The organism is Rhizobium sp. CCGE 510, from assembly GCF_000292525.1.
GTDB lineage: Bacteria > Pseudomonadota > Alphaproteobacteria > Rhizobiales > Rhizobiaceae > Rhizobium.
This window is the reverse complement of sequence record NZ_AEYF01000022.1, coordinates 91,540-109,715: the sequence shown is the minus strand read 5'-3', so window position 1 is coordinate 109,715 and position 18,176 is coordinate 91,540. Positions and strand designations below refer to the sequence as shown.

Below are 18,176 nucleotides of genomic sequence, written 5' to 3'. Positions count from 1 at the left end.
GCGCTGTAGGTTCCAGAGCCTACCTGTCCGGTTCGACGTGACACCTTTGGCTATGGTTACCTCCTCTGAAGTTACCTGAGGGTGTTCACGCCAGCGGCACTACGCTCAGCTCAACCTTGCCACGGGCGGTTTAGCCCGCATTCCCGCCGCCACCAAACTTTATTTGGCAAAGCCTACCCTTCATCCGCTTCTCCATGGTGTCCCCGCGATATCATCCCACCAAATCGGGCAAACCCAGCGGGTCTCTGGTGGAACTGGGGCCGCGGGAGCGACAAACGGCCTCGCATTAACTGATTTGCAAAGCCTAGCTCTCACCTCGCTTTCGATATGCGCTTCGCCGTCTCCGGGTATTGTCCGGCCAATGAAGGTCGGAGCGGACAAACCAGTTCGCATCGTGGTAGCTGAAAAAAGCGGGAGGGACCGGCGTCAACCCAAGGAAGCGCCCCAAATCCACCGGCGTCATGACGCGCGTGCGCAGGCTGCGGAATGGCTCTTTCTGCGCGTTTGCGTCAACCAGCCGCTTCAGGCTGAAATCCATTGTCAGAAAGCAGAACATATTGTGGCGTTCAGCGGTCCGGATATGCCAGGCGTCGAGATTATTCTTGGCGCCAAGCTTCTTCAGCAATGAGGTATAAAGAGCGTCATCTGAGCCCGCTAGGCGCGCTTGCTGCTCTGCTTTGGGATCGGAGTTGGTGAGCCAGCCCGGTCCCATTGTCGAAAACGCATAGCCGTCTACGCTCCTCATTCGGATATCGCGGAACAAGCCGTGATCCATCAAGCCATAGCCTCGAAAGCGGCCGACCGGATGGCGAGCTTGCTCGTCCTCCAGTTCGGCGGATGTGTAGAGCTCCAGTAGGCCTTTCCGCGCCAGATGGGCGATACCAGGCATGTAGGTGACGTTGCGGTAGATCTCGGTATCGCAATCGGGACCATGAACGCAGATCCTGGCCGCATATCCGCCCTCGATATCCACATCCCCCCATTTCTTGGTTCCGGTGGAGATCCACGCCGTCTCATGTGTGATGCTGTGACCTAGTAAGCTACCGTCGACCAACACGAACCGGGATATCCCGCTCAGACGTTTCCACGCCTGGAAGGTCGACGCCGCCACCAGAAGGTCGACCAGACCCGGCAGATATCGGAAACGCCAGTGCTCGGTTTTCCTTGACCACATGTTTCGCAAGTTCATGGTTTCCCCTACTGCGAACTCAACTTCACACGATCCGGCAATGGCCAATGGTCAGGCGGCGCGAGCCAACGTTGGAACTGCATGCCGCAATCACAGGCGCTCTTCAAGAGTCTCAATGGTGACATCCCGTCCGCCGTAGAACACACCCAAAACCAGCACGTGCGCGTCCTCGACCACAAAGGCGATGCTTACGCTTCGCCGGTAACCAATAATCCGAAGCCCCGGAAGAAGCGCGTCCCGTACTGTGCCGCGTTTGGGGAACGTCGCGAGTTCTGCGATGAACTGGCGGATACCGGTGACATAATTCCATGCCACGACAGGCCCCGCTTTCTCAACGCTGGCAAGATCGTGGTAAAGCTGGCGCAATTCCGCCTCGGCCTGCTTGTGCAGGATAATCTTGTAGTGCATTGACTACTTGGCTTTCGCCAGATTTGCCTGATGCTCCGTCTCAAGTCTGGCAAACGCATCATCAAGGGAAACACCCTTGGAAGGGTCGCGCTTTAACTCGGCGTAACGGCCCGGGATCTCCTGGCTCAGCCAGCGCTCGCGGGAGTCCTCGTGGTCTTCCAGCATCCGCAAGCCGGCGCGGACAACCTCGCTGGCATTGTTGTAGCGGCCGGATTCCAGCTGCTTCTTGATGAAATTCTCGTAGTGTTCGTTCAGTGCAAAACTTGCCATGGCGCATTCCCTCTTCCCTACATTATAGGACTCAGCACAACAATTATCAACAGTTGTTAACTGTTGATAATTGCTCAACATTCCCGTTTCAGGCAAGTTCGTGCACGCGCAAGCTGGCCGTCAGGTGATGCTGCGCCTCAAGCTCGATCCCGAGATAGTCCCGTCCCAACCGGCGCGCGGCCACGAGGGTGCTGCCAGACCCGCAAAACGGGTCCAGCACCAGGTCGCCCGGTTGGCTGAACGAACCGATGAGCTCGGCCAACGGCCGCAGCGGCTTCTGGGTCGGGTGGAGGTGATTGCCGGTGTTGTCCCAGCCGAGCACGTCGCGTAGCGGCGAACGAGGCTCACGCACCGGCCCCTTGGCCAGCAGGTAGGCTTGCTCGTGGGTATAGCGCAAGAACCGCTTCGACGAGGCATAGTCCTTCGCAAACACCAGATGCCCGACGATCCGGAACCCGGCGTGGCGCCACGCATCCATGAAGGCGTCAACCTTGTTCCAGCCGTAGAAACTCACCGCGAACCCGCCGGGTTTGAGGAGGCGATACATCTCCGCGAACGCGGGCCGCAGCCAGTCGGATTTGCTGTCGTTGGCCACGGTGCGGCCGTGACGGTCACGATAATTCACGAGATAAGGCGGATCGGTCAAGATGAAGTCCACCGACCCGCTCTGCAGGCACTGCATCAGGGTGATGCAGTCGCCATGCAGGATAGTGTTGCGGGCCGGACGCATTAGGCGTCGTCCCGTTGGGCTTTCGGTTTACGGATAGTCAGGCGGCCATTCAGCGGCAGGGCCGACAAAGTGATGTTGATGCCTTCCTCGTCGCCGTGCGACCAGCCTGCGCCGATCTTCGTCCAGTGAGCGTTGTCGCCCTCCCCTTCGACGACGTAGACGGCGTAGTCGGGTTTGCTCTTTTGGGTCTTTTTCATGATGGGTTCTCCCCGTTGGTTATCCGGCTGCGCCTCTCGCGGCCGGTCGGGGATTCTCTGCGCTGAGCTTCCAAGCCACAGGCGGCCGCAGGCAACGGCCACACGGGAGCGCAGCGAGTGGAGCGGGCAGCCGATTGCCGGCGGCGGAAACCGGACGCATACCCCGACCGTTCCGGCCGCGGAGCGCAGCCGCTACGGGAGAAGCAGTGAAACAGCCCAAGCAAACCAGATCTCTCCGTGGCGTAAACGGGGACGACACACACTGGTGGCCTGGCGCTGCTTGGTCAGCCGAGCGAAATGGCAGCCATCGTTGTTCTTTCCCGGAAGCCTGAAAGGTGCCGAACTACCGTCCGAAGCCATGAAACTGGGACACGCCAATTCGCCCGGCCGATAACCTCAGCCTCCCTCAGAAGGGAGGCTCCGCGCTGATGCGGCCCTCGCATTCGGCTTGGAATACCTCCAGCTCGGCCCGCGCCAAGTCGAGTTCGACCTCGATGATGCGGCGCTCCCCCGCATCCATGCACTCCCTGAGTTCGGCCCGCAGTTCCTCGATATGGTGTTCCAGCAGCATCGTCGTCTCCTGATGTTTGAGAAAGATGGCGCGGGCTGTCGTGGGGAAGTGGTGCGGGTCAAAAAGCGCGTCAGCGACCGGCTCGCCGGCGTGCGGAGGAACCGATTTTGTCGGAGCGCAGTGCAACGGAGCGGAGGCAAAATGGGAGGGGCCGCTCGTTTTTGAGGCGTGCCGGTTCGCCATGATAGACTGGGACATCTGAGCAGACCCCACCCCTCCGTATCGCTCCCCTTTTCTTGACGGAACGGCGAACTCTGAGGGATCTGAGCGAGCGCGGCAAAGGCGTTGGGCGTCCGCCACCTTCACGCGGAGACACAACCGTAATCCACAAAACAGTAGGCAACGGGTCGGTTGCAATGGTAGGGTGGGCCATGGGAAAAGAAACCAAATCAGCTCGTTCCGCCGAGACCGGTAAGTTTGTTACGCGTCCTATTGGCGCCCAGAAGGCCGCAAAGTTCGCCGAGGTCGAAGGATTGAAGCTAAATGCTGGTTCCAAATCGCTATCGGAAAAACTGAGCGCAAGCGGCCTCAAAGGTGACGCTTACCGCAGCGAAATCGTCAAAGCCTTCAAGAAGGGCTGACGGGTGGTCCGTTACAATGCCGTTGAAGACCCGCTGTGCTATCCTGGCACGCATGTATTGCGGAATAGGGCCGACATCGCAGATCAGGATCAATTGGATGAGTTCGAACAACTGATGTTTGACTCCAGGGCGGATGAAGCGCTCCCTGAAGGTAGTCTCGATTTTACCCATTACCGCGCGCTGCACCGGCATTTTTTTCAGGACGTATACGACTGGGCGGGCGAAACTCGAACCATCCGCACGGGCAAAGGCGACAACTGGTTCTGCTATCCGGAATATATCGAGAGCGAGGCAAATAAGCTGTTTAGTGAGTTGGCCGCTCGGAAAAATCTTGCGAGCGCCAAAGACAAAGACAGCTTTGCACGAGAGGCGGCGCGGTTTCTTGCCGAATTAAACGCTATCCACCCCTTCCGTGAAGGCAATGGCCGTATCCAACTGGTGTTCCTGACCATGCTCACCCGCAATGCTGGGTACGGACTGGATGAGGACAAACTACGGCCAAAGCCATTTCTGGACGCGATGATCGCCAGTTTCAGCGGTGACATTACCGCGCTGTCCGGCGAAATCCAGGGTATGCTCTAGCAATCCGGCACCCCGCCGATCCGTATTCAATCTCCCATAGGGTTTTCATGGAACGTATGGCTCTCGAAGAAGAATTCATCGCAGAAGATCAGTTGATCGAGGCTATGCGTATGGTCAACGAGGCTGTTCGGCGCGCGCATAAAACGGGACTTGATGTCCGAGCCGATATCATTACGGGCTATCTGGATGCTCGCCCCATGCCCCAGATCACGTTCTGGACGACGAACCGGGAAAGACGGGCCTAGTTCGCTTTAGGGCCAACGCCACCGGTTCCGGAGGCTATACCCCGTATTCGCGCGCGCCTCCGCCGCCATCGCGCACATATCCCAGCGTCTCATACGGTTGCACTCGATTTGATGAACCCCGGATGCATGGTCGGTTCCGACCTCGGGCATCCGGACTTTGCTTATTGGAGCGTATCAACCTAGGGCCGCTCACAGCGGAGATCCGCAGAATCGTCTAGGCACCCTTTGGGGGTTTAGGATTACGCTGCCACAGCACGCGCTTTGCGTTTCCCTCACCTATCACGACCTGCCAATTGCCAAAGCCGATACTCAACTTGCCGACGTCCTTCAAACTCTCTGAAAGAGTAATTGAGGCTGATCCTCCCAATGAACGTTCCGGCTTCGCTTCGACAACGAGGCGGGTGTCCTGTCTTACAACCGAACCCTGCGGCACATCGACTCTTGCGGGATTAAGCAGGCTGGTTTCGTCCACTTCGACGCGCACGTTCGGAATAATAAGGCCGCGCCAATCATCATTGTCCGCACTCGGAAAATAGCGAAAGGCGATTTGGCCCGAGAGAAACAACGCCATCGGCGCGGCGTCGATGTGGCCGACCAAGACGGGTTCATCGTACTGGCCGTGGGGCAACATTAGGCTCAGCGGTTTGGCATCTGCCAAAGTGCCGACGGTGAATTCATCCAGTGACAGCATGTTTTCGATCCTAGTAGTTGGAGCCTTGGAGAGGTCGGATAAGGATGCCCCACAGCAACTCCGCGGCACCCTCCTGCGAAAGCTTCTGGTCGCGGTCCTGGCCGAATCCCATCCCCATGCTTTTGAGGTAGAGTGTCTGGTCGTCCGCCTCGATTGTCAGAGACTCGTTCATGGTGTTACTGGCGGTCGTCTCACCTTGCACATAATTGATGCCTCGACCCCAGGCCTCTCCGCCCGTGTAGACGGTCCCTCTGGCGACATCTTTGCCATCTCGGTAGATGGTGGCGAAGAACCGATTGGCGTCCACCCGCTTGAAGACACCTTCAAAGCCAGGATTCCGATCCCCGAGTTCGCCGAGGGAATTCTCAAGAAACCGGGCGACGTATTCGAACGTTTCCTCCCGGAACCGGTCCTTGTCTCGCTGAGTGAAAGTCTTGGCGAGCCGCAGGTTGCTGGAACGCGGCGCCGGAGATTGAGGAACGGGAGAGGATGGCGTGACCCCGACCGGGGTACTCCGGGCAGGCGCAGCCTGAGCTTTGATGCCTGAACGCGCGGCAGCTTCGCGGACGGCCTTAGCGACCTGCAGGAAAGCCTCGTCGATGTCCGGCCAGTGAGTGACAGGCTTTCCATCGAGCGGAACTGCCTTCAGCTTGCCGAATGGCGCGGGATGCCAATCACAAGCCCGCAGAATGACGGGAATGACGATGGCGTCGCCTCTGTCATGGCGCTCCATCGCACGCTGCATTTCAATGTCGTAGCAGTAGTCGGAGGCAATGAAATCGGGACTGACCAACAGGAGAATGATGTCGTCCGTGTTGATATGGTCGTCGATCGCGGGGTGGATTTCCTCGCCGGCGCCGATACGCCGGTCGTGCCACGTTGCGATCACGCCCTGACGTTTCAGCATCGACAGCTGGATCTCCAACTGGTCCCTCAACCGCTCATCCGCATGCGAATATGAAAAGAAAACGTTTGGCATTTCTCCCCCTTTACGCGGAGAAATATGGGGTACTTCAGGTCTGGATGACAAGATGCCTCTTCAGGTTGTCCAACCTTAAGAGTCTCCAATGGCGCCTCCGGTTCCGGAGACTTGTCTGCCATCGGATTAAATAGCCTTTCTTGGGTTTTATCGTCGCTTGCGCCGCGCGTGTTCACGCTTGAGACGGCGCTACGCATCATCCCGGCCCTGAACGCACGGTCGGTTCCGCCCTGTGCTGGGCCTTCTGTATGGCCGATCCGCCCCGCGAGCGAAGTATAATCCCAATAAAAGTCCGGTTGCGTTTCGCATTCGGATTGCTACTCTAGCTATAATTTTCTGGGGCAATTCATTTCATGACCAATAAGTTTGATCCGCTGGGGGATCTGCAGCGCAACGTCTCGCTTGCGCTGAAGTGGGGAAAATGGGGACTTAAGACCGGAAGACGGCTGAAAGCCCGCTCGGCTCGACAGCAGGTCGAGGAGCTGTATGGCCCCGAAGTCGCCGACGCGGTGGAGGCGGCAGTCCGCTCAGGCAGAGATCCCGGGCCAATCATCGAGCGTGCGAAGCGGGATCTGGCTGCCCGCCAGGAGCGTGACCGCCAGCTTGCCGACCCGCCGCCTCTATACGGCTCGGCCCGGTGGCCGACCTCACAGACTCTTCATTCTTATCTCCGGGACAGAAATGCCTTCGACGACCCCCGGTCGATCCTGCTCGGAACATTCAGCGACGAAGGGCAGCCCTCGCCTGCGGGGTTCGTGCATTGGGATGGCGACGGCCATCTCCTGACGATCGCGCCGACGCGCTCGGGCAAAGGCAAGACCACCATCATCCCCAACCTGCTGCGCTATCAGGGAAGCTGCGTCGTGCTCGACCCAAAGGGTGAGCTGTTCGAGGCGACGTCGCAATGGCGCAGCAAGCTGGGGCCGGTTTACCGTATTGCGCCGCTCGACGGAGGCTCGGGTAAACCCGTCCACCGCTTCGATCCGGTCAGCCGCGTGCGTCGCGACGCCGACGCCCGTGCCATCGCTCAGCAGATGTTCCCGCGGGACCCGAAGTCGCCGACGTTCTTTGCCGAGGACGCGGTCGGCTTCATGACGGCGATCATCATGTATGTCCGCTATAAGGCGCCGCCGCATCGCCGAACTCTGGCAACCGTGTGCCAGATGGCGTCGCTGAAAGGCAGCAGCCTGCTCAAAGCTGCCAAGGAGATGGAAGCCTTCCCGCCGTCCGCTGACGCTGCCCGCGCGGTCCTCGAAAAGGACCCGCAGCGCGGACTGAAGGTTCTGCAGGAGACGCTGACCAGCAAGCTCTACGAGTGGAAGGACGTGGATATCCAGCGCAGCGTCAGCGGCAGCGAGGTCGACTTCGAGAGCCTGAAGGACCGTCCCGCCACGGTCTACATCGAAATCCCGTTCGACATGATGAAGACGTTCTCGGGCTGGCTCCGGGTCGTCCTGAAGACTGCCCTCGATGCCATGCTTGCCAACCCGCGCGTGCCGGACATCCCGGTCCTGTTCGTGCTCGACGAATTCCTGAACATCGGCCCCTTCCCGGAATACCGCGATGCGATCCGCACCCATGCCGGCGCCGGTGTCCGGCTATGGTTCTTCCTGCAGGACATCTATTCGATCGAGGAGCACTATCCCGGCAACAGCTGGCGCCCATTCCTCAACTGCGCGGTCAAGCAGTTCTTCGGCATCAATGACGACGACACCGCCAAGATGATCGGTGGCTATCTGGGCCAAAAAACCCATGCGATCCCCACTACGAGCGCCGGCGCCAACGTTTCCTCCCACCTCGGGGACTGGTCTGGCGACGCCTCGACCAACACCGGGTTTTCGATGACGGAGGGCGTCCAGTTTCTGGGCCGCCCGCTGCTCACCAGCGACGAGGTCCGGGAACTGCTCGGGGGCTGGCAGGGCGACGGCTGGCGCTACGGCATTACCGACATTGCGGGCACCAGACCGTTCAAGACGCAGCTCGTCGTGCATGAAAAGAGCGAGACCTGCCGCAACCGCATTGGCATGATCACAAAAGGGGAAAGCGATGACGGAAACGACCATCAACCATCAAAACCTGAAGAATAGCACCCTGCCGACCTGGCTTGGCCTGGTCTTTGGCAGCTGGGCCGGTCTGGCCTGGGCCAGCCTCATCTCCGCGCCCGTCGGGATAGGCATTGCGGTTGCGGCCGGGAGCGCGTCCGGCGGTTTCCTGGTGGTGCCGTTGTGGGGCACCATCTGGGGCCTGATCGGCCTCGGTCGCCAGCGCGAAAGCGCGCTCCGCCAGCACGGCATTACCCTGCTCAAGGAAGATGAAGCCTTGTCCCAGCGCGTCTATGCGCTGGCCGCCAAGCTGGGCCTCAAGACGCGACCGTGGGTCGGCGTCATGCCGCACAACAACGCCTACGCCATCGGCGCCAGCGCCGACAATGCCCTGGTCGTCATCGGCCAGCCGCTCATCGATACGCTGACCGAGGTGGAGGTGGACGCCATCATTGGCCACGAACTGGCCCATATCGCCAACAACGACATGCGCCGCATGGGCCTCGCCCGCTCGTTCCAGAACTCCCTGGTCTGGTATCTCGGCTTTTCCGAGACCGCCCAGCGCTGGGGCCGCTGGTTCCTGACCTGGGTCTCGGAACTGCTCGTGCTGCGCCTCTCCCGCAGCCGCGAATACTGGGCTGACGCCATCGGGGCCGCCCTCACCAGCAAGGAGCATATGATTGCCGCGCTCGAGAAATTGCATAACGGACCGGAACTGAGCGAATTCGAGCGCACCCATGCACGGTTGATGTTCCGCGGCGTCGCCGCCGGCTCGATGCTTTCAACGCATCCGACGCTTGAGGAGCGGCGGGCAGCTCTCGAAGCCGAAACCTATATGCAACGCCTGCCATTGCTGAGGATGTCGGATCCCGTAGCAATGGAATCCGCACAGACGCCGCCGAAAGTGGAAGATATCGCTTATGCAGGTAGCGAAAATTGAAATTATACAATGGTCGGAACGCTCTATCGTGACTCACTACCTTGTAGCGAGGGCAAGCTAGTTGCCCGCTGAGTCGAATATTGCACCGCCGCTCTCAATCTTGGCGTTGTCACTCCAACGGCGGATAATTGCCGCACTGAACGAGGGTTGAAGCGCTTAACAAGTAACCTTTGCCTGATTGGGTGCGTACAACGGCATGCCCTGCATTGTCATCCCAGAGATAGCCTAGAGGGGCGCCATCGGGAGACTTCAGGGTATGTGCTCCTGCATTCTCGCCCGAAAAGACGATTGCACCAAAATCCTCCGGCGAGCCACCTGACCAACCCGAAACGACGATGCCGTGGAGGGCTTTGCTGAATGTCGCTTGGGCTACAGGACAGGCCCCAAATGTTTGTGCCCAGAGTCCACAGGGAATATCGTATCGTGTCGGAAGCTTATCACGTGATCCCAAGGCTAACCGCCCGGAGTCGCTCGTCAACCGCACAAGATAGCTCGTTTGAGGGCCGAGAACAGCAAAGAGGTTGCCACTTAGGGCCACAACATTCGTAGGCGGTCCATTGTCCTCTTGTTTGACCGATGTGATGGAGGTTTCAACGCCGTTTACCTCCAAAACAAGCACCTCATCCTTCAAGTGGACTGTCACGTTTTCGGACACGGCCACACTCAATGAACCTTTCTGTTCGGCGCCCATACCGGGACAACGCGCGACAGCGGCCAATGGCACTGCCAATGCGATACAAAACGGCACAACAACAGTTGCTACTTTGAATTTTATTAAGTATCCATTAACAATCTTCATCCGCGGAAGCATACCAAACCTTTCGTCCGTGAAATGTTTTGTATTTCGGAGGACAAGTCAATGAATGTTGATGAATTCGCTCTCACAAAACTTCTTGTCTATGGAACGACCAATCCTTCAGATGACCCCAATGATCATATACGTCCGGAAACTGCGGCTGCACCCTCGATAACCCTAAGCATGAGTGATTATTTACTGGAGGGCGCGGGCCGTTATGCCAAAGCGTCATCTACTCCTTTGGTCCAAGCCTTTTTCGCCGACAACGAGAGACCAAACCCTACACTTGAATTTGGTAAATCCTATACTGTCTCCGAACTCCGAACTGCACTTGGAACCGCAGCAGGACTGTCGTTCTCGGTAAACAACTATTTTACCGGAGGGACTTCCGGTGATTTTATCGAGCGTGCCTACGTCTTTGGTTCAAGTCAATTTCATCTTGGCGACGGAATGACGTTTAACGTCAGTGCGGACGGTGATTACTCCATTTCCAATCTGACAATCATAGCCAACAATGACGACTTTGATTTTCAGTCAGATAGGTTTGTAGCCCAATTCCCAAATTGGCAATTGACTCAAGCACTTGACCCCTACGGATTAATTCCTGTCATCAAAAATGACACCACCGGCGTTAAGATCCTATACGATGGGAGCGGAAAAAGTTACGCGAGTTATACCCAGCATGATTTTGAGGCAGATGCGGCGTTTGTCGATGATGCCACAGGCCTAGTGTCGAAAGCCGCCGCCCTTTCTCAGCTTGCTGTTGCAGAAGCCGGGCTTTTGACCGGATTGGGTTATCTGGGTTCGCTAAACTCCGAAGATCTCTTCAGGTACTATACGGCCGACGGGAAAAAAATCGTCTACGGAACAAACGACGACGACGTTATCGACAGGTTTCCACACCCCTCCGGACCCAATATCGGTCCGGAATTGAGTGCCGACGTCTATACCGCTTTTCAAATGGTTGGAGGCAAGGGAAATGATCACCTAACCGGCGGAGTCTTCTCGGACGAGCTTTGGGGCGGTGATGGAAACGACACTTTGTCCGGCGGACTGGGTAACGACCGCATGGTCGGCGGAGCCGGCGACGACACGCTTGAGGGGGGCGCTTTTGTACTAGGTTCATTCGAAGGCGACGATTCCGCTGTATATAAAGGCGGCTTCAGCTCTTACAAAATTGAGTTCCTCGAAGACGACAGCGTTCGCATTGTCGATCAAGGGGGAAACAGCGAGGGTACCGACACCTTAACTGGGGTCGAATTCGCTGAATTCTCAGACAAGAAAGTCAGTCTTAAGCCGGGACAAGACATAGCGTTTGTCATCGATACGACAGGGAGCATGTACGACGATATTGACGCGGTGAAAGCACAATCGACCGCGATCATCGACGCCATCTTTGACGTTGATCGAGGACTCCTGAATTCGCGCATCGCGGTCGTGGGGTATAACGACCCCTATACCCAAACCTTTACAAGCTTCACTGATCAGAGTGATCCAGCCGATAGAAAGAGCGCTGCTATCAGCGCCATAAATGAGCTTTATGCTTCTGGTGGTGGCGACTACCCGGAGGCGGTCTATTCCGGTTTGCTGCGTGCGCTCAATGGAGGAGCGGGAGAATGGCGCGACAATGCCGCTGCACGAAAGATCATCTTGTTTGGAGACGCCCCACCCAATGACGATTATCTGGCCAGTCAGGTGTTTGCCCTCGCTTCTGATCTGAACGTTTCGGTTTCGAAAAGCCTGGTCAGCGCGTCGCTCAGCTCCAATCTTTATCTCACGAGTTTCGAGCTCGCCGACCCAGATACCGGTTCTGTCGTCCCTGTCCAGATATTTTCGATCATTATTGGGGGTGCAGGCGATACGACCGATGCGTTCAATGACATCTCAGGAATGACTGGTGGAAAGTCCTTCACTGCAAGCGATGCATCTGAAGTCGTATCGGCTCTTCTTGAGGTGATTAATCTCCCGATCTACACGATCAGTTCTGATGTTGCTTCCGTCGATGAAGGAGATAGCGGCTCCAGGATCGTGCAATTCACGGTATCACGCGACGTTGCCGATGACGCGGCCACCTTAATATTGGCGGCCGGTGGCACCGCCGATGATTCCGACTTCACAGGCCTACCGGCATCGGTATCTTTCAAAGTCGGCGAATTGTCCAAGACACTTTCGTTAGCGGTTATTGGTGATACGGCGGCCGAACCGGACGAAACGATCACGGTAACCATTGGGAGCATTAGCCAACCTGCCACTTACGGCTCCCGCTCCATCGTGTTGACGGTTCTTAACGACGATACGTTTGTGCCGATCAAGCCCACAGACAAGGACGATGATCTTCTCGGCACGGGCAATGGTGATGTCATTCACGCTCTCAAAGGGAACGACGTCGTTCACGCGCTCGGCGGAGATGACACTGTCGACGGGGGAATCGGTGCTGACATCATGTTTGGCGGCGCTGGCAACGATACGTATATTGTCGACAACAAGGATGACAAAGTCGTTGAAGATGAGGTAGCGGGAACCGATGATGGCGGACGGGATCACGTCGTCTCATCGGTTGATTTCGATTTAAGTCCTTTCGTCGAGGATTTGAGACTTACCGGCAACGCAGTGATTGGAACCGGGAATTCACTCGATAATCACCTTGTGGGCGGACAAAATAGCAATGTCCTCCATGGTGGAGCCGGTGCCGACAGCCTTTCTGGTAAAGGTGGAAGCGACACGCTTTACGGCGGAAAGGGTAACGATCTGCTCTCGGGAGGTGAAGGTAGTGACTGGCTATATGGCGGCGCTGGCAATGATCGACTGGCAGGGGGCCAGGGTCGCGACTACTTTGTCTTTAATACCGCGCTCAAGGGGAGCACCGATCGAGTAAACGACTTCACGGTCGGCGAGGATACAATCGTGTTGGATAGCGCAATATTCGATACGCTGGAACCAGGTCATCTTTCCTCGGCGGAGTTCAGCTATTCGGCCAGTGCTACTACATTCGCTCAACGCGTTTTGTACGATTCAACAAGTGGAAGGCTGCTTTACGATAGCGATGGGTTGGGGGACGACTCTCCTTTGACCATCGCAATTCTGAAGTCTGGTGTGGCTCTTGATGAGGGTTCAATCTTTGTCATCTGATGATGGCCTCGCATAGGTTGGGAAGAAACGACTGCGGCGCAGGACGGATTCTCCGTGTATATGGCCTGGCGGGAATAAGCCCCGACAGGCAGCGGCGCATCCTTCAGCCACGCTTCCACCAGTCCAGATGATCTTCCGGTTCCACATCCTCGCGGTGCATTTCCTCTAAAAGCCGCTCTTCGCCGTCGCGCTGGGGATGACGGTCATCGCGCTCAGGGGACGTATCCCGTGCATCAAGGGTCGGCCGCAGCCAGTCCAGGTGATCTTCCCCGGCAACCGGCGCCTCGCGCTCCCAAACCTCGACCGAACGCGTCTCGCCTCCGCGTTCCTCCTGCTCCCGGATGCGGTGCTGCAGATCCTCAATCCGCGCCTCGGTCTTGCCGAGATCGTACATAAACCCCAGCTGCGTATTCTGACGCTCCCGCACATAGGCCAGAATACGCGCGGTATCCTGACCTGTGGCAACGGAGTCCAGCGCCCGGTCGATGTCATGATCGATGTCCCTGACGGCCCTATCCAGGGATTGCGCCCTATCCTGAAGATGACTTAGTTCACCCCTCATATCCATCTGGTCATCTCCGGGCGTCGCCCAATCAGTGGGCGTAGTGATAGGCAGGCAGGTGTTCGGGCTGGTCTTGTAGTTCGGCAACGAGATAGGCACGCAGGCGTTCGCCCGATGCCACCAGCTCCTGGGCGCGGGCGTGGAAATAGAACGCACCCTCACGCAGTTCCTCGGGGATACCGGGCATGGTTTCCGCCTGGGCCTTGCGCATCGACCAGTAGGCCAGGCGCTTGCGGCGGCGGATAAGGTCGGTCTCCAGCCATGCCAATTCACGCCGTGTCGCTTCACGCTGCTTATCCGTCAGTTCACGGATTCCGAAGACAGAGCCGGTAAAAACCTTGGTCATGGCAACATGATGGGATGGATTGCGCACCTCCGCAAGTGCTACCTGTGGCTTTATTATGCACCAAGCCGGGGCCAGTCAGGATTGCCGGAAATCTACCTGCTTCTCCACCCGTCGGGATAGTCGTCCGGCGCCAGATCCTCGCGGTGCATTTCCTGCACCATCCGCTCCTCGCCCTCATGCGGGCGATGATAACTCTCCTGTTCGATCGCTTGTTCTCGTTCCGGCGCATCGAGTGAGGGCCGTATCCAATCCAGGTAATCCTCCTGCGAGACCGGTCGTCCCTCGGCCAAAGCGTTTGCTCGTTCCAAGGCGTCTCGCTGCCGAATGCGATTTTCCAGATCTTCAATGTGAACGCTGACTCTGCCCAGATCGAACACGAATTTCAGTTTGGCCTCATAGCGGTCCTGCATTCGCGAGATGGTCTTTTCGCCATCCGTGAAGCCGGGCGCAAAGGTACGGACCTCACGCGCAATCTCATGGTCAAGATCGCCGATGCGTTTCCCCAGCGACAGCGCTTCCTGTTGGAGAAGGTCCAACTCTTCCTCATCCGTCATGGTGGCGCTCCCTATCGTGTTCAAAGCAGACCTTGTGGGAACGGCCGGTTTGGCCGCAAGCGGAATCCGTCGAAAAATGACGGCAGACGCTACCTGCCGCCTCGCTCAGGTTCATGCGATATTCCTTCATCCGTCGGCGCCGCCGGCTGCGGCCGATCGATGTCCAGCCAGTCGAGATGGTTTTCCCAGCGCTCCAGCACTTCCACATCCGCCACATCGTGGGGTGACGCCGGGCTTCCAAGCCAATCCAGCAAGTTCTCCGGCGCCAAGCGATAGGCGGCAGCTTCATCGTCGCTCATCTCGCGGGCGCTCTCCCGATCGACCGCGGCCCGAGCCGCATCAATCCCGTCCGTCTCGGAGCCACCGGGGCCAGGATCAACCGCATGCATGTCATCCAACATCCGACTTTCCGCCTCCCCTAGCTCGCGCGGATGGATCGGGTTTCCATCCGGGTCTGGGACCGGCAAATCCTCTTCAGGCTCTCGTGGTATCATCTGCGGCCTCCGTTGCTGCAGGCGGGCTCGGCGCGCCTGCCGTTCCTCTCGGTCCGGGCCGCGATGCTCGCCCGGCTTCCGTTCCAATTGACGTTTCGCATAACTCCGCTCGTCGATGGCCACGGCAATGCCTGCCTTGCCCAAGGCGGCATTGGCGACCCTGGCCCAGAGGCTCCTCGCCTCGATCACGAACGCGCGGCCGTCCGCGCTGCGGATCTTCGGGCCGAACCCTTCTACGGTGATCACCCTCGTGGTCAGCAGCAGGTGAACGTGGGGATTGTGTTGAGCGCCGTCGTCATGAATCGCCAGGTCGGCAATGAAACCCTTGGCCGCGTACGCATCAGCCATGGCGTGCGCCACGCCGAGCCATGCCGAGCGGGGCAATTCGCGCGGCAGCGAGAATTCCAGCTCCTTGGCCAGCCGCGCGTCCTTGCGCTTCTCGGCGGCCTCTACGGCGTTCCACAGCTGCGCGCGATCGGCCATCCAGGATGGCGCACCTTGCGGCACGCGGATTTCATTGGCGACGACATCGCGTCGTCCGCCGAAGACCGACATCCGCTCCTCAAGCTCGTTAGGGAGCGTCTCGCCTGCCCGATAGGCAGCGGCCGCGAGGATCGAACGTCCCTCGCCCCGACTGATGTTCTTGACATGCAGGTGGTAGATGGCCACCAGCCTCTCCTCGGCTCGGACGGGTCCAGGGGTCTCCCCTGGCGCACTTGCCGGTTTTCTCCAGACGCCCGTGCGGCTGGTCAGAAAACCGTGCAACGCATCGCCTCTTTAGCTCAATGCGTACACATTGGGCGATGCGTAAGTGCGCTGTACGCATCCTACACGGATGCGTTGATTTTCTTCAAGATCAACAACGACGCCAAATTATGACGCCCGCCCTGCTGATGGCGCGTCTTAATGCGCGCAAGGAGCGGGCCGGGCGGGCACCGCGAGCTTGGAGCGGCCGGGCAGCGGAGCCGAAGTACTACGCAGCAACAACCGTTCAGCGCGGGGTTCACGATGCGTGGAGCGAGCTTCTTGGCGTTCAGCCTGTGGATAAATGCCCGTTAAAGCAGCAATTCCTGCGAAACGGCCAAGATTGATCAATCTTGAGGAGAGACATGGTGTATGAATTGCCAACAAATCAGTAAATTCTGTTCAGGCAGTGGGGAGAATATTCGAATGGCAGAGAAAAAAGTTATATTTGTAGCTTTTGCTATCGAGGACGAACGGACTCGTGACATGATCAAAGGGCAGTCACTCTACACCAACTCGCCTTTTGACTACATCGATATGTCCGTCAAAGAAGCATATGACTCAGATTGGAAGGCAAAAGTTAAAGTCCGTATCCAACGTTCGCACGGTGTACTCGCCATCATCAGCAAGAACTCTCTGTCTTCAACAGGTCAGAAGTGGGAGATCGCCTGCGCCAGAGAACTCGGCGTGCCTGTCCGCGGTATCTGGGCGTACAAGGATGACCGTACCGCCATCGCCGGCGTCAACACTATGGTCTGGACGTGGGATAACATCTCTAACTGGATTAACGGCCTCTAAGGGTTTCCAATGCGCAAGGCACTCATTGTCGGGATCGATCACTATGAACATATCTCGCCGCTGAACGGCTGCGTAAACGACGCGCACTCGGTTCGCGCGGCCTTGGAGCGGAATTCCGACGGCACAACCAATTTCAAGACGCCGAAGCTCATCACTGGCACCGGTCCAGCCGATATTGTCGAACGTGCTGAACTCAAAGAAGCGGTTCGTGCGCTGTTTGCTGATCAAGCTGAGATTGCGCTCTTTTATTTCGCCGGCCATGGGTACATCGAGGACACGGGCGGGTTTCTCTGTGCGGGCGACTGCAAGACCGGCGATGACGGGCTTTCGCTCAATGAAGTGATGACTATTGCCGCCGCGTCACCCGCGATCAATAAGGTGATTATCCTCGACAGCTGCCATAGTGGCATTGCCGGTGAACGTCCGGTAATGAAGGGCTTTTCGGAAATTTCGACTGGAATGACCATCCTCACAGCGTCCACCGCTGAGCAATACGCTCTGGAGACAGGTGGTCCCAATCCAGGCGGCGTCTTCACGAGTCTGCTGGTCGACGCCTTAAGTGGCGCTGCAGCGAACCTTGTAGGCGACGTGACTCCTGGCAGTGTCTACGCGCATATCGACCAATCACTCGGTCCTTGGGCTGGGCAAAGACCCCTGTTCAAAACCAACGTACAAACGTTCGTGTCATTGAAGAAGGCCGACGCGCCAATCCCATTGAGCGATCTGCAGCAGTTAGCGACGCTCTTTCCAACACAGGATTACGCATTTCCGCTCGATCCCACGTATGAGCCGGAGCGGAGTGCCGAGCAGAAGGCCGATCCGACGATCCCGCCACCAGATCCAGCGAAGACTGCTGTCTTCGCCATTCTGCAAAAATTCGTAAAAGTCAACCTGGTTCGGCCTGTCAATGCTCCTCACATGTGGCACGCCGCTATGCAAAGCAAGAGCTGCGAACTCACGGTGCTCGGTGAGCACTACCGGAAGCTCGTTGAATCGGGGATGATCTAGCCGTGGCCACCGACGAGATCTTAGACGGCTTAGTTGATGAACTGGCGGCAATCGAACATGAGCGCTGGGCTCATTGGCAGCGATATGTCCATGACAAAAGTCAAAAGCAGTCCGACGGGTCCCTGCTTATTCCAGCGGAGCTTGTTGCTCGGTGGGAAAACCAGATCGAAACCCCGTTCGCCCTCCTCTCCGATGAAGAAAAAGACAGTGACCGTGAACAGGTTCAGAAATACCTGCCCTTGTTGAAAGCCGCTCTTCGCGAGTGAGGTGCTTACGCGGCGCCCTCCAGATCAATGACAAACAATGACCAGGAACGAGGC

General features: G+C 57.8%; 22 protein-coding genes. 9 read left to right on the top strand and 13 right to left on the bottom strand.

Annotated elements, in window-relative coordinates:
* Nucleotides 1–304: 304 nt before the first annotated feature.
* The 6 genes from RCCGE510_RS12300 to RCCGE510_RS35170 all read right to left on the bottom strand — a co-directional run bounded on the left by RCCGE510_RS12300 (nt 305) and on the right by RCCGE510_RS35170 (nt 3,365).
* Nucleotides 305–1,189, bottom strand: coding sequence for a hypothetical protein (locus RCCGE510_RS12300; protein ID WP_007630345.1), 885 nt, complete (start codon nt 1,187–1,189; stop codon nt 305–307).
* A 90-nt stretch (nt 1,190–1,279) separates the two neighbouring features.
* Nucleotides 1,280–1,597, bottom strand: a complete 318-nt coding sequence (locus RCCGE510_RS12295; protein WP_007630343.1) for a type II toxin-antitoxin system RelE/ParE family toxin — start codon at nt 1,595–1,597, stop codon at nt 1,280–1,282.
* Nucleotides 1,598–1,600: 3 nt separating this feature from the next.
* Nucleotides 1,601–1,867 (bottom strand): type II toxin-antitoxin system ParD family antitoxin, encoded by a 267-nt coding sequence (locus tag RCCGE510_RS12290; protein WP_007630342.1) that lies wholly within the window; start codon nt 1,865–1,867, stop codon nt 1,601–1,603.
* An 88-nt stretch (nt 1,868–1,955) separates the two neighbouring features.
* On the bottom strand, nt 1,956–2,597 hold the full coding sequence (locus tag RCCGE510_RS12285; RefSeq protein ID WP_007630341.1) for a DNA methyltransferase: 642 nt from the start codon (nt 2,595–2,597) through the stop codon (nt 1,956–1,958).
* A complete protein-coding gene (locus RCCGE510_RS12280; protein ID WP_007630340.1) occupies nt 2,597–2,794 on the bottom strand; it encodes a hypothetical protein in 198 nt (65 codons plus the stop codon). Before RCCGE510_RS12280 ends, RCCGE510_RS12285 begins: the two co-directional genes overlap by 1 nt.
* 406 nt (nt 2,795–3,200) lie before the next feature.
* Nucleotides 3,201–3,365 carry a hypothetical protein gene (locus RCCGE510_RS35170; RefSeq protein ID WP_192815304.1) on the bottom strand — a complete coding sequence of 55 codons (165 nt, stop codon included), beginning with the start codon at nt 3,363–3,365 and terminating at the stop codon, nt 3,201–3,203.
* A 371-nt stretch (nt 3,366–3,736) separates the two neighbouring features.
* Between RCCGE510_RS35170 and RCCGE510_RS12270 the strand changes: the two genes are divergently transcribed.
* Genes RCCGE510_RS12270 through RCCGE510_RS12260 form a run of 3 tightly spaced genes read left to right on the top strand, consistent with a single transcriptional unit; the run spans nt 3,737 to nt 4,773 of the window.
* On the top strand, nt 3,737–3,946 hold the full coding sequence (locus RCCGE510_RS12270; RefSeq protein ID WP_007630338.1) for a hypothetical protein: 210 nt from the start codon (nt 3,737–3,739) through the stop codon (nt 3,944–3,946).
* A gap of 3 nt (nt 3,947–3,949) precedes the next feature.
* A complete protein-coding gene (locus tag RCCGE510_RS12265; RefSeq protein ID WP_007630337.1) occupies nt 3,950–4,528 on the top strand; it encodes a Fic family protein in 579 nt (192 codons plus the stop codon).
* 56 nt (nt 4,529–4,584) lie between these two features.
* Nucleotides 4,585–4,773 (top strand): hypothetical protein, encoded by a 189-nt coding sequence (locus tag RCCGE510_RS12260; RefSeq protein ID WP_007630336.1) that lies wholly within the window; start codon nt 4,585–4,587, stop codon nt 4,771–4,773.
* 214 nt (nt 4,774–4,987) lie between these two features.
* Here RCCGE510_RS12260 and RCCGE510_RS12255 read toward each other — a convergent pair whose 3' ends face one another.
* Together RCCGE510_RS12255 and RCCGE510_RS12250 are read right to left on the bottom strand one after the other, a co-directional pair.
* The gene (locus RCCGE510_RS12255; protein WP_007630335.1) at nt 4,988–5,464 is read right to left on the bottom strand and encodes a hypothetical protein; all 477 of its coding nucleotides are present in this window, start codon (nt 5,462–5,464) and stop codon (nt 4,988–4,990) included.
* A gap of 10 nt (nt 5,465–5,474) precedes the next feature.
* Nucleotides 5,475–6,443: a toll/interleukin-1 receptor domain-containing protein gene (locus RCCGE510_RS12250; RefSeq protein ID WP_007630334.1), complete on the bottom strand. Its 969-nt coding sequence runs from the start codon at nt 6,441–6,443 to the stop codon at nt 5,475–5,477.
* Nucleotides 6,444–6,796: 353 nt separating this feature from the next.
* Here RCCGE510_RS12250 and RCCGE510_RS12245 point away from each other — a divergent pair, with 353 nt between their 5' ends.
* A complete protein-coding gene (locus RCCGE510_RS12245) occupies nt 6,797–8,530 on the top strand; it encodes a type IV secretory system conjugative DNA transfer family protein (RefSeq protein WP_007630333.1) in 1,734 nt (577 codons plus the stop codon).
* Nucleotides 8,490–9,425: a M48 family metalloprotease gene (locus RCCGE510_RS12240; protein WP_007630332.1), complete on the top strand. Its 936-nt coding sequence runs from the start codon at nt 8,490–8,492 to the stop codon at nt 9,423–9,425. The genes RCCGE510_RS12245 and RCCGE510_RS12240 overlap by 41 nt, the downstream gene beginning before the upstream one ends.
* A gap of 109 nt (nt 9,426–9,534) precedes the next feature.
* Here the strand turns inward: RCCGE510_RS12240 and RCCGE510_RS34740 are convergent, their stop codons facing one another.
* Nucleotides 9,535–10,224 (bottom strand): hypothetical protein, encoded by a 690-nt coding sequence (locus RCCGE510_RS34740; RefSeq protein ID WP_157179896.1) that lies wholly within the window; start codon nt 10,222–10,224, stop codon nt 9,535–9,537.
* 60 nt (nt 10,225–10,284) lie between these two features.
* Here RCCGE510_RS34740 and RCCGE510_RS32900 point away from each other — a divergent pair, with 60 nt between their 5' ends.
* Nucleotides 10,285–13,350: a VWA domain-containing protein gene (locus tag RCCGE510_RS32900; RefSeq protein WP_192815303.1), complete on the top strand. Its 3,066-nt coding sequence runs from the start codon at nt 10,285–10,287 to the stop codon at nt 13,348–13,350.
* Between the two features lie 103 nt (nt 13,351–13,453).
* Here the strand turns inward: RCCGE510_RS32900 and RCCGE510_RS12230 are convergent, their stop codons facing one another.
* From RCCGE510_RS12230 to RCCGE510_RS12215, 4 genes are all read right to left on the bottom strand, one after another.
* Nucleotides 13,454–13,918, bottom strand: a complete 465-nt coding sequence (locus RCCGE510_RS12230) for a hypothetical protein (RefSeq protein WP_007630330.1) — start codon at nt 13,916–13,918, stop codon at nt 13,454–13,456.
* Nucleotides 13,919–13,943: 25 nt separating this feature from the next.
* The gene (locus RCCGE510_RS12225) at nt 13,944–14,258 is read right to left on the bottom strand and encodes a hypothetical protein (RefSeq protein WP_037078449.1); all 315 of its coding nucleotides are present in this window, start codon (nt 14,256–14,258) and stop codon (nt 13,944–13,946) included.
* A 92-nt stretch (nt 14,259–14,350) separates the two neighbouring features.
* Nucleotides 14,351–14,812 (bottom strand): hypothetical protein, encoded by a 462-nt coding sequence (locus RCCGE510_RS12220; protein WP_007630328.1) that lies wholly within the window; start codon nt 14,810–14,812, stop codon nt 14,351–14,353.
* Nucleotides 14,813–14,901: 89 nt separating this feature from the next.
* Complete coding sequence (locus tag RCCGE510_RS12215; protein ID WP_007630327.1) at nt 14,902–15,975, bottom strand: MobA/MobL family protein; 1,074 nt, start codon at nt 15,973–15,975, stop codon at nt 14,902–14,904.
* 501 nt (nt 15,976–16,476) lie between these two features.
* Between RCCGE510_RS12215 and RCCGE510_RS12210 the strand changes: the two genes are divergently transcribed.
* From RCCGE510_RS12210 to RCCGE510_RS12200, 3 genes are read left to right on the top strand one after another with little or no spacing between them, the layout of a single operon-like run.
* Nucleotides 16,477–16,848, top strand: a complete 372-nt coding sequence (locus RCCGE510_RS12210) for a hypothetical protein (protein ID WP_007630326.1) — start codon at nt 16,477–16,479, stop codon at nt 16,846–16,848.
* Between the two features lie 9 nt (nt 16,849–16,857).
* Nucleotides 16,858–17,856, top strand: coding sequence for a caspase family protein (locus tag RCCGE510_RS12205; protein ID WP_007630325.1), 999 nt, complete (start codon nt 16,858–16,860; stop codon nt 17,854–17,856).
* A 2-nt stretch (nt 17,857–17,858) separates the two neighbouring features.
* On the top strand, nt 17,859–18,122 hold the full coding sequence (locus tag RCCGE510_RS12200) for a hypothetical protein (RefSeq protein ID WP_007630324.1): 264 nt from the start codon (nt 17,859–17,861) through the stop codon (nt 18,120–18,122).
* Nucleotides 18,123–18,176 lie beyond the last annotated feature (54 nt).

Bases quoted from the DNA above. Each gene is read 5' to 3' on its own strand.
- RCCGE510_RS12210 (WP_007630326.1), top strand. From the start codon at position 16,477: ATGGCAGAGAAAAAAGTTATATTTGTAGCTTTTGCTATCGAGGACGAA.
- RCCGE510_RS12240 (WP_007630332.1), top strand. From the start codon at position 8,490: ATGACGGAAACGACCATCAACCATCAAAACCTGAAGAATAGCACCCTG.
- RCCGE510_RS12260 (WP_007630336.1), top strand. From the start codon at position 4,585: ATGGCTCTCGAAGAAGAATTCATCGCAGAAGATCAGTTGATCGAGGCT.
- RCCGE510_RS12300 (WP_007630345.1), bottom strand. From the start codon at position 1,189: ATGAACTTGCGAAACATGTGGTCAAGGAAAACCGAGCACTGGCGTTTC.
- RCCGE510_RS12295 (WP_007630343.1), bottom strand. From the start codon at position 1,597: ATGCACTACAAGATTATCCTGCACAAGCAGGCCGAGGCGGAATTGCGC.
- RCCGE510_RS12220 (WP_007630328.1), bottom strand. From the start codon at position 14,812: ATGACGGATGAGGAAGAGTTGGACCTTCTCCAACAGGAAGCGCTGTCG.
- RCCGE510_RS34740 (WP_157179896.1), bottom strand. From the start codon at position 10,224: ATGAAGATTGTTAATGGATACTTAATAAAATTCAAAGTAGCAACTGTT.
- RCCGE510_RS12230 (WP_007630330.1), bottom strand. From the start codon at position 13,918: ATGGATATGAGGGGTGAACTAAGTCATCTTCAGGATAGGGCGCAATCC.
- RCCGE510_RS12205 (WP_007630325.1), top strand. From the start codon at position 16,858: ATGCGCAAGGCACTCATTGTCGGGATCGATCACTATGAACATATCTCG.
- RCCGE510_RS12285 (WP_007630341.1), bottom strand. From the start codon at position 2,597: ATGCGTCCGGCCCGCAACACTATCCTGCATGGCGACTGCATCACCCTG.
- RCCGE510_RS35170 (WP_192815304.1), bottom strand. From the start codon at position 3,365: ATGCTGCTGGAACACCATATCGAGGAACTGCGGGCCGAACTCAGGGAG.
- RCCGE510_RS12245 (WP_007630333.1), top strand. From the start codon at position 6,797: ATGACCAATAAGTTTGATCCGCTGGGGGATCTGCAGCGCAACGTCTCG.
- RCCGE510_RS12250 (WP_007630334.1), bottom strand. From the start codon at position 6,443: ATGCCAAACGTTTTCTTTTCATATTCGCATGCGGATGAGCGGTTGAGG.
- RCCGE510_RS12270 (WP_007630338.1), top strand. From the start codon at position 3,737: ATGGGAAAAGAAACCAAATCAGCTCGTTCCGCCGAGACCGGTAAGTTT.
- RCCGE510_RS12225 (WP_037078449.1), bottom strand. From the start codon at position 14,258: ATGACCAAGGTTTTTACCGGCTCTGTCTTCGGAATCCGTGAACTGACG.
- RCCGE510_RS12280 (WP_007630340.1), bottom strand. From the start codon at position 2,794: ATGAAAAAGACCCAAAAGAGCAAACCCGACTACGCCGTCTACGTCGTC.
- RCCGE510_RS32900 (WP_192815303.1), top strand. From the start codon at position 10,285: ATGAATGTTGATGAATTCGCTCTCACAAAACTTCTTGTCTATGGAACG.
- RCCGE510_RS12290 (WP_007630342.1), bottom strand. From the start codon at position 1,867: ATGGCAAGTTTTGCACTGAACGAACACTACGAGAATTTCATCAAGAAG.
- RCCGE510_RS12255 (WP_007630335.1), bottom strand. From the start codon at position 5,464: ATGCTGTCACTGGATGAATTCACCGTCGGCACTTTGGCAGATGCCAAA.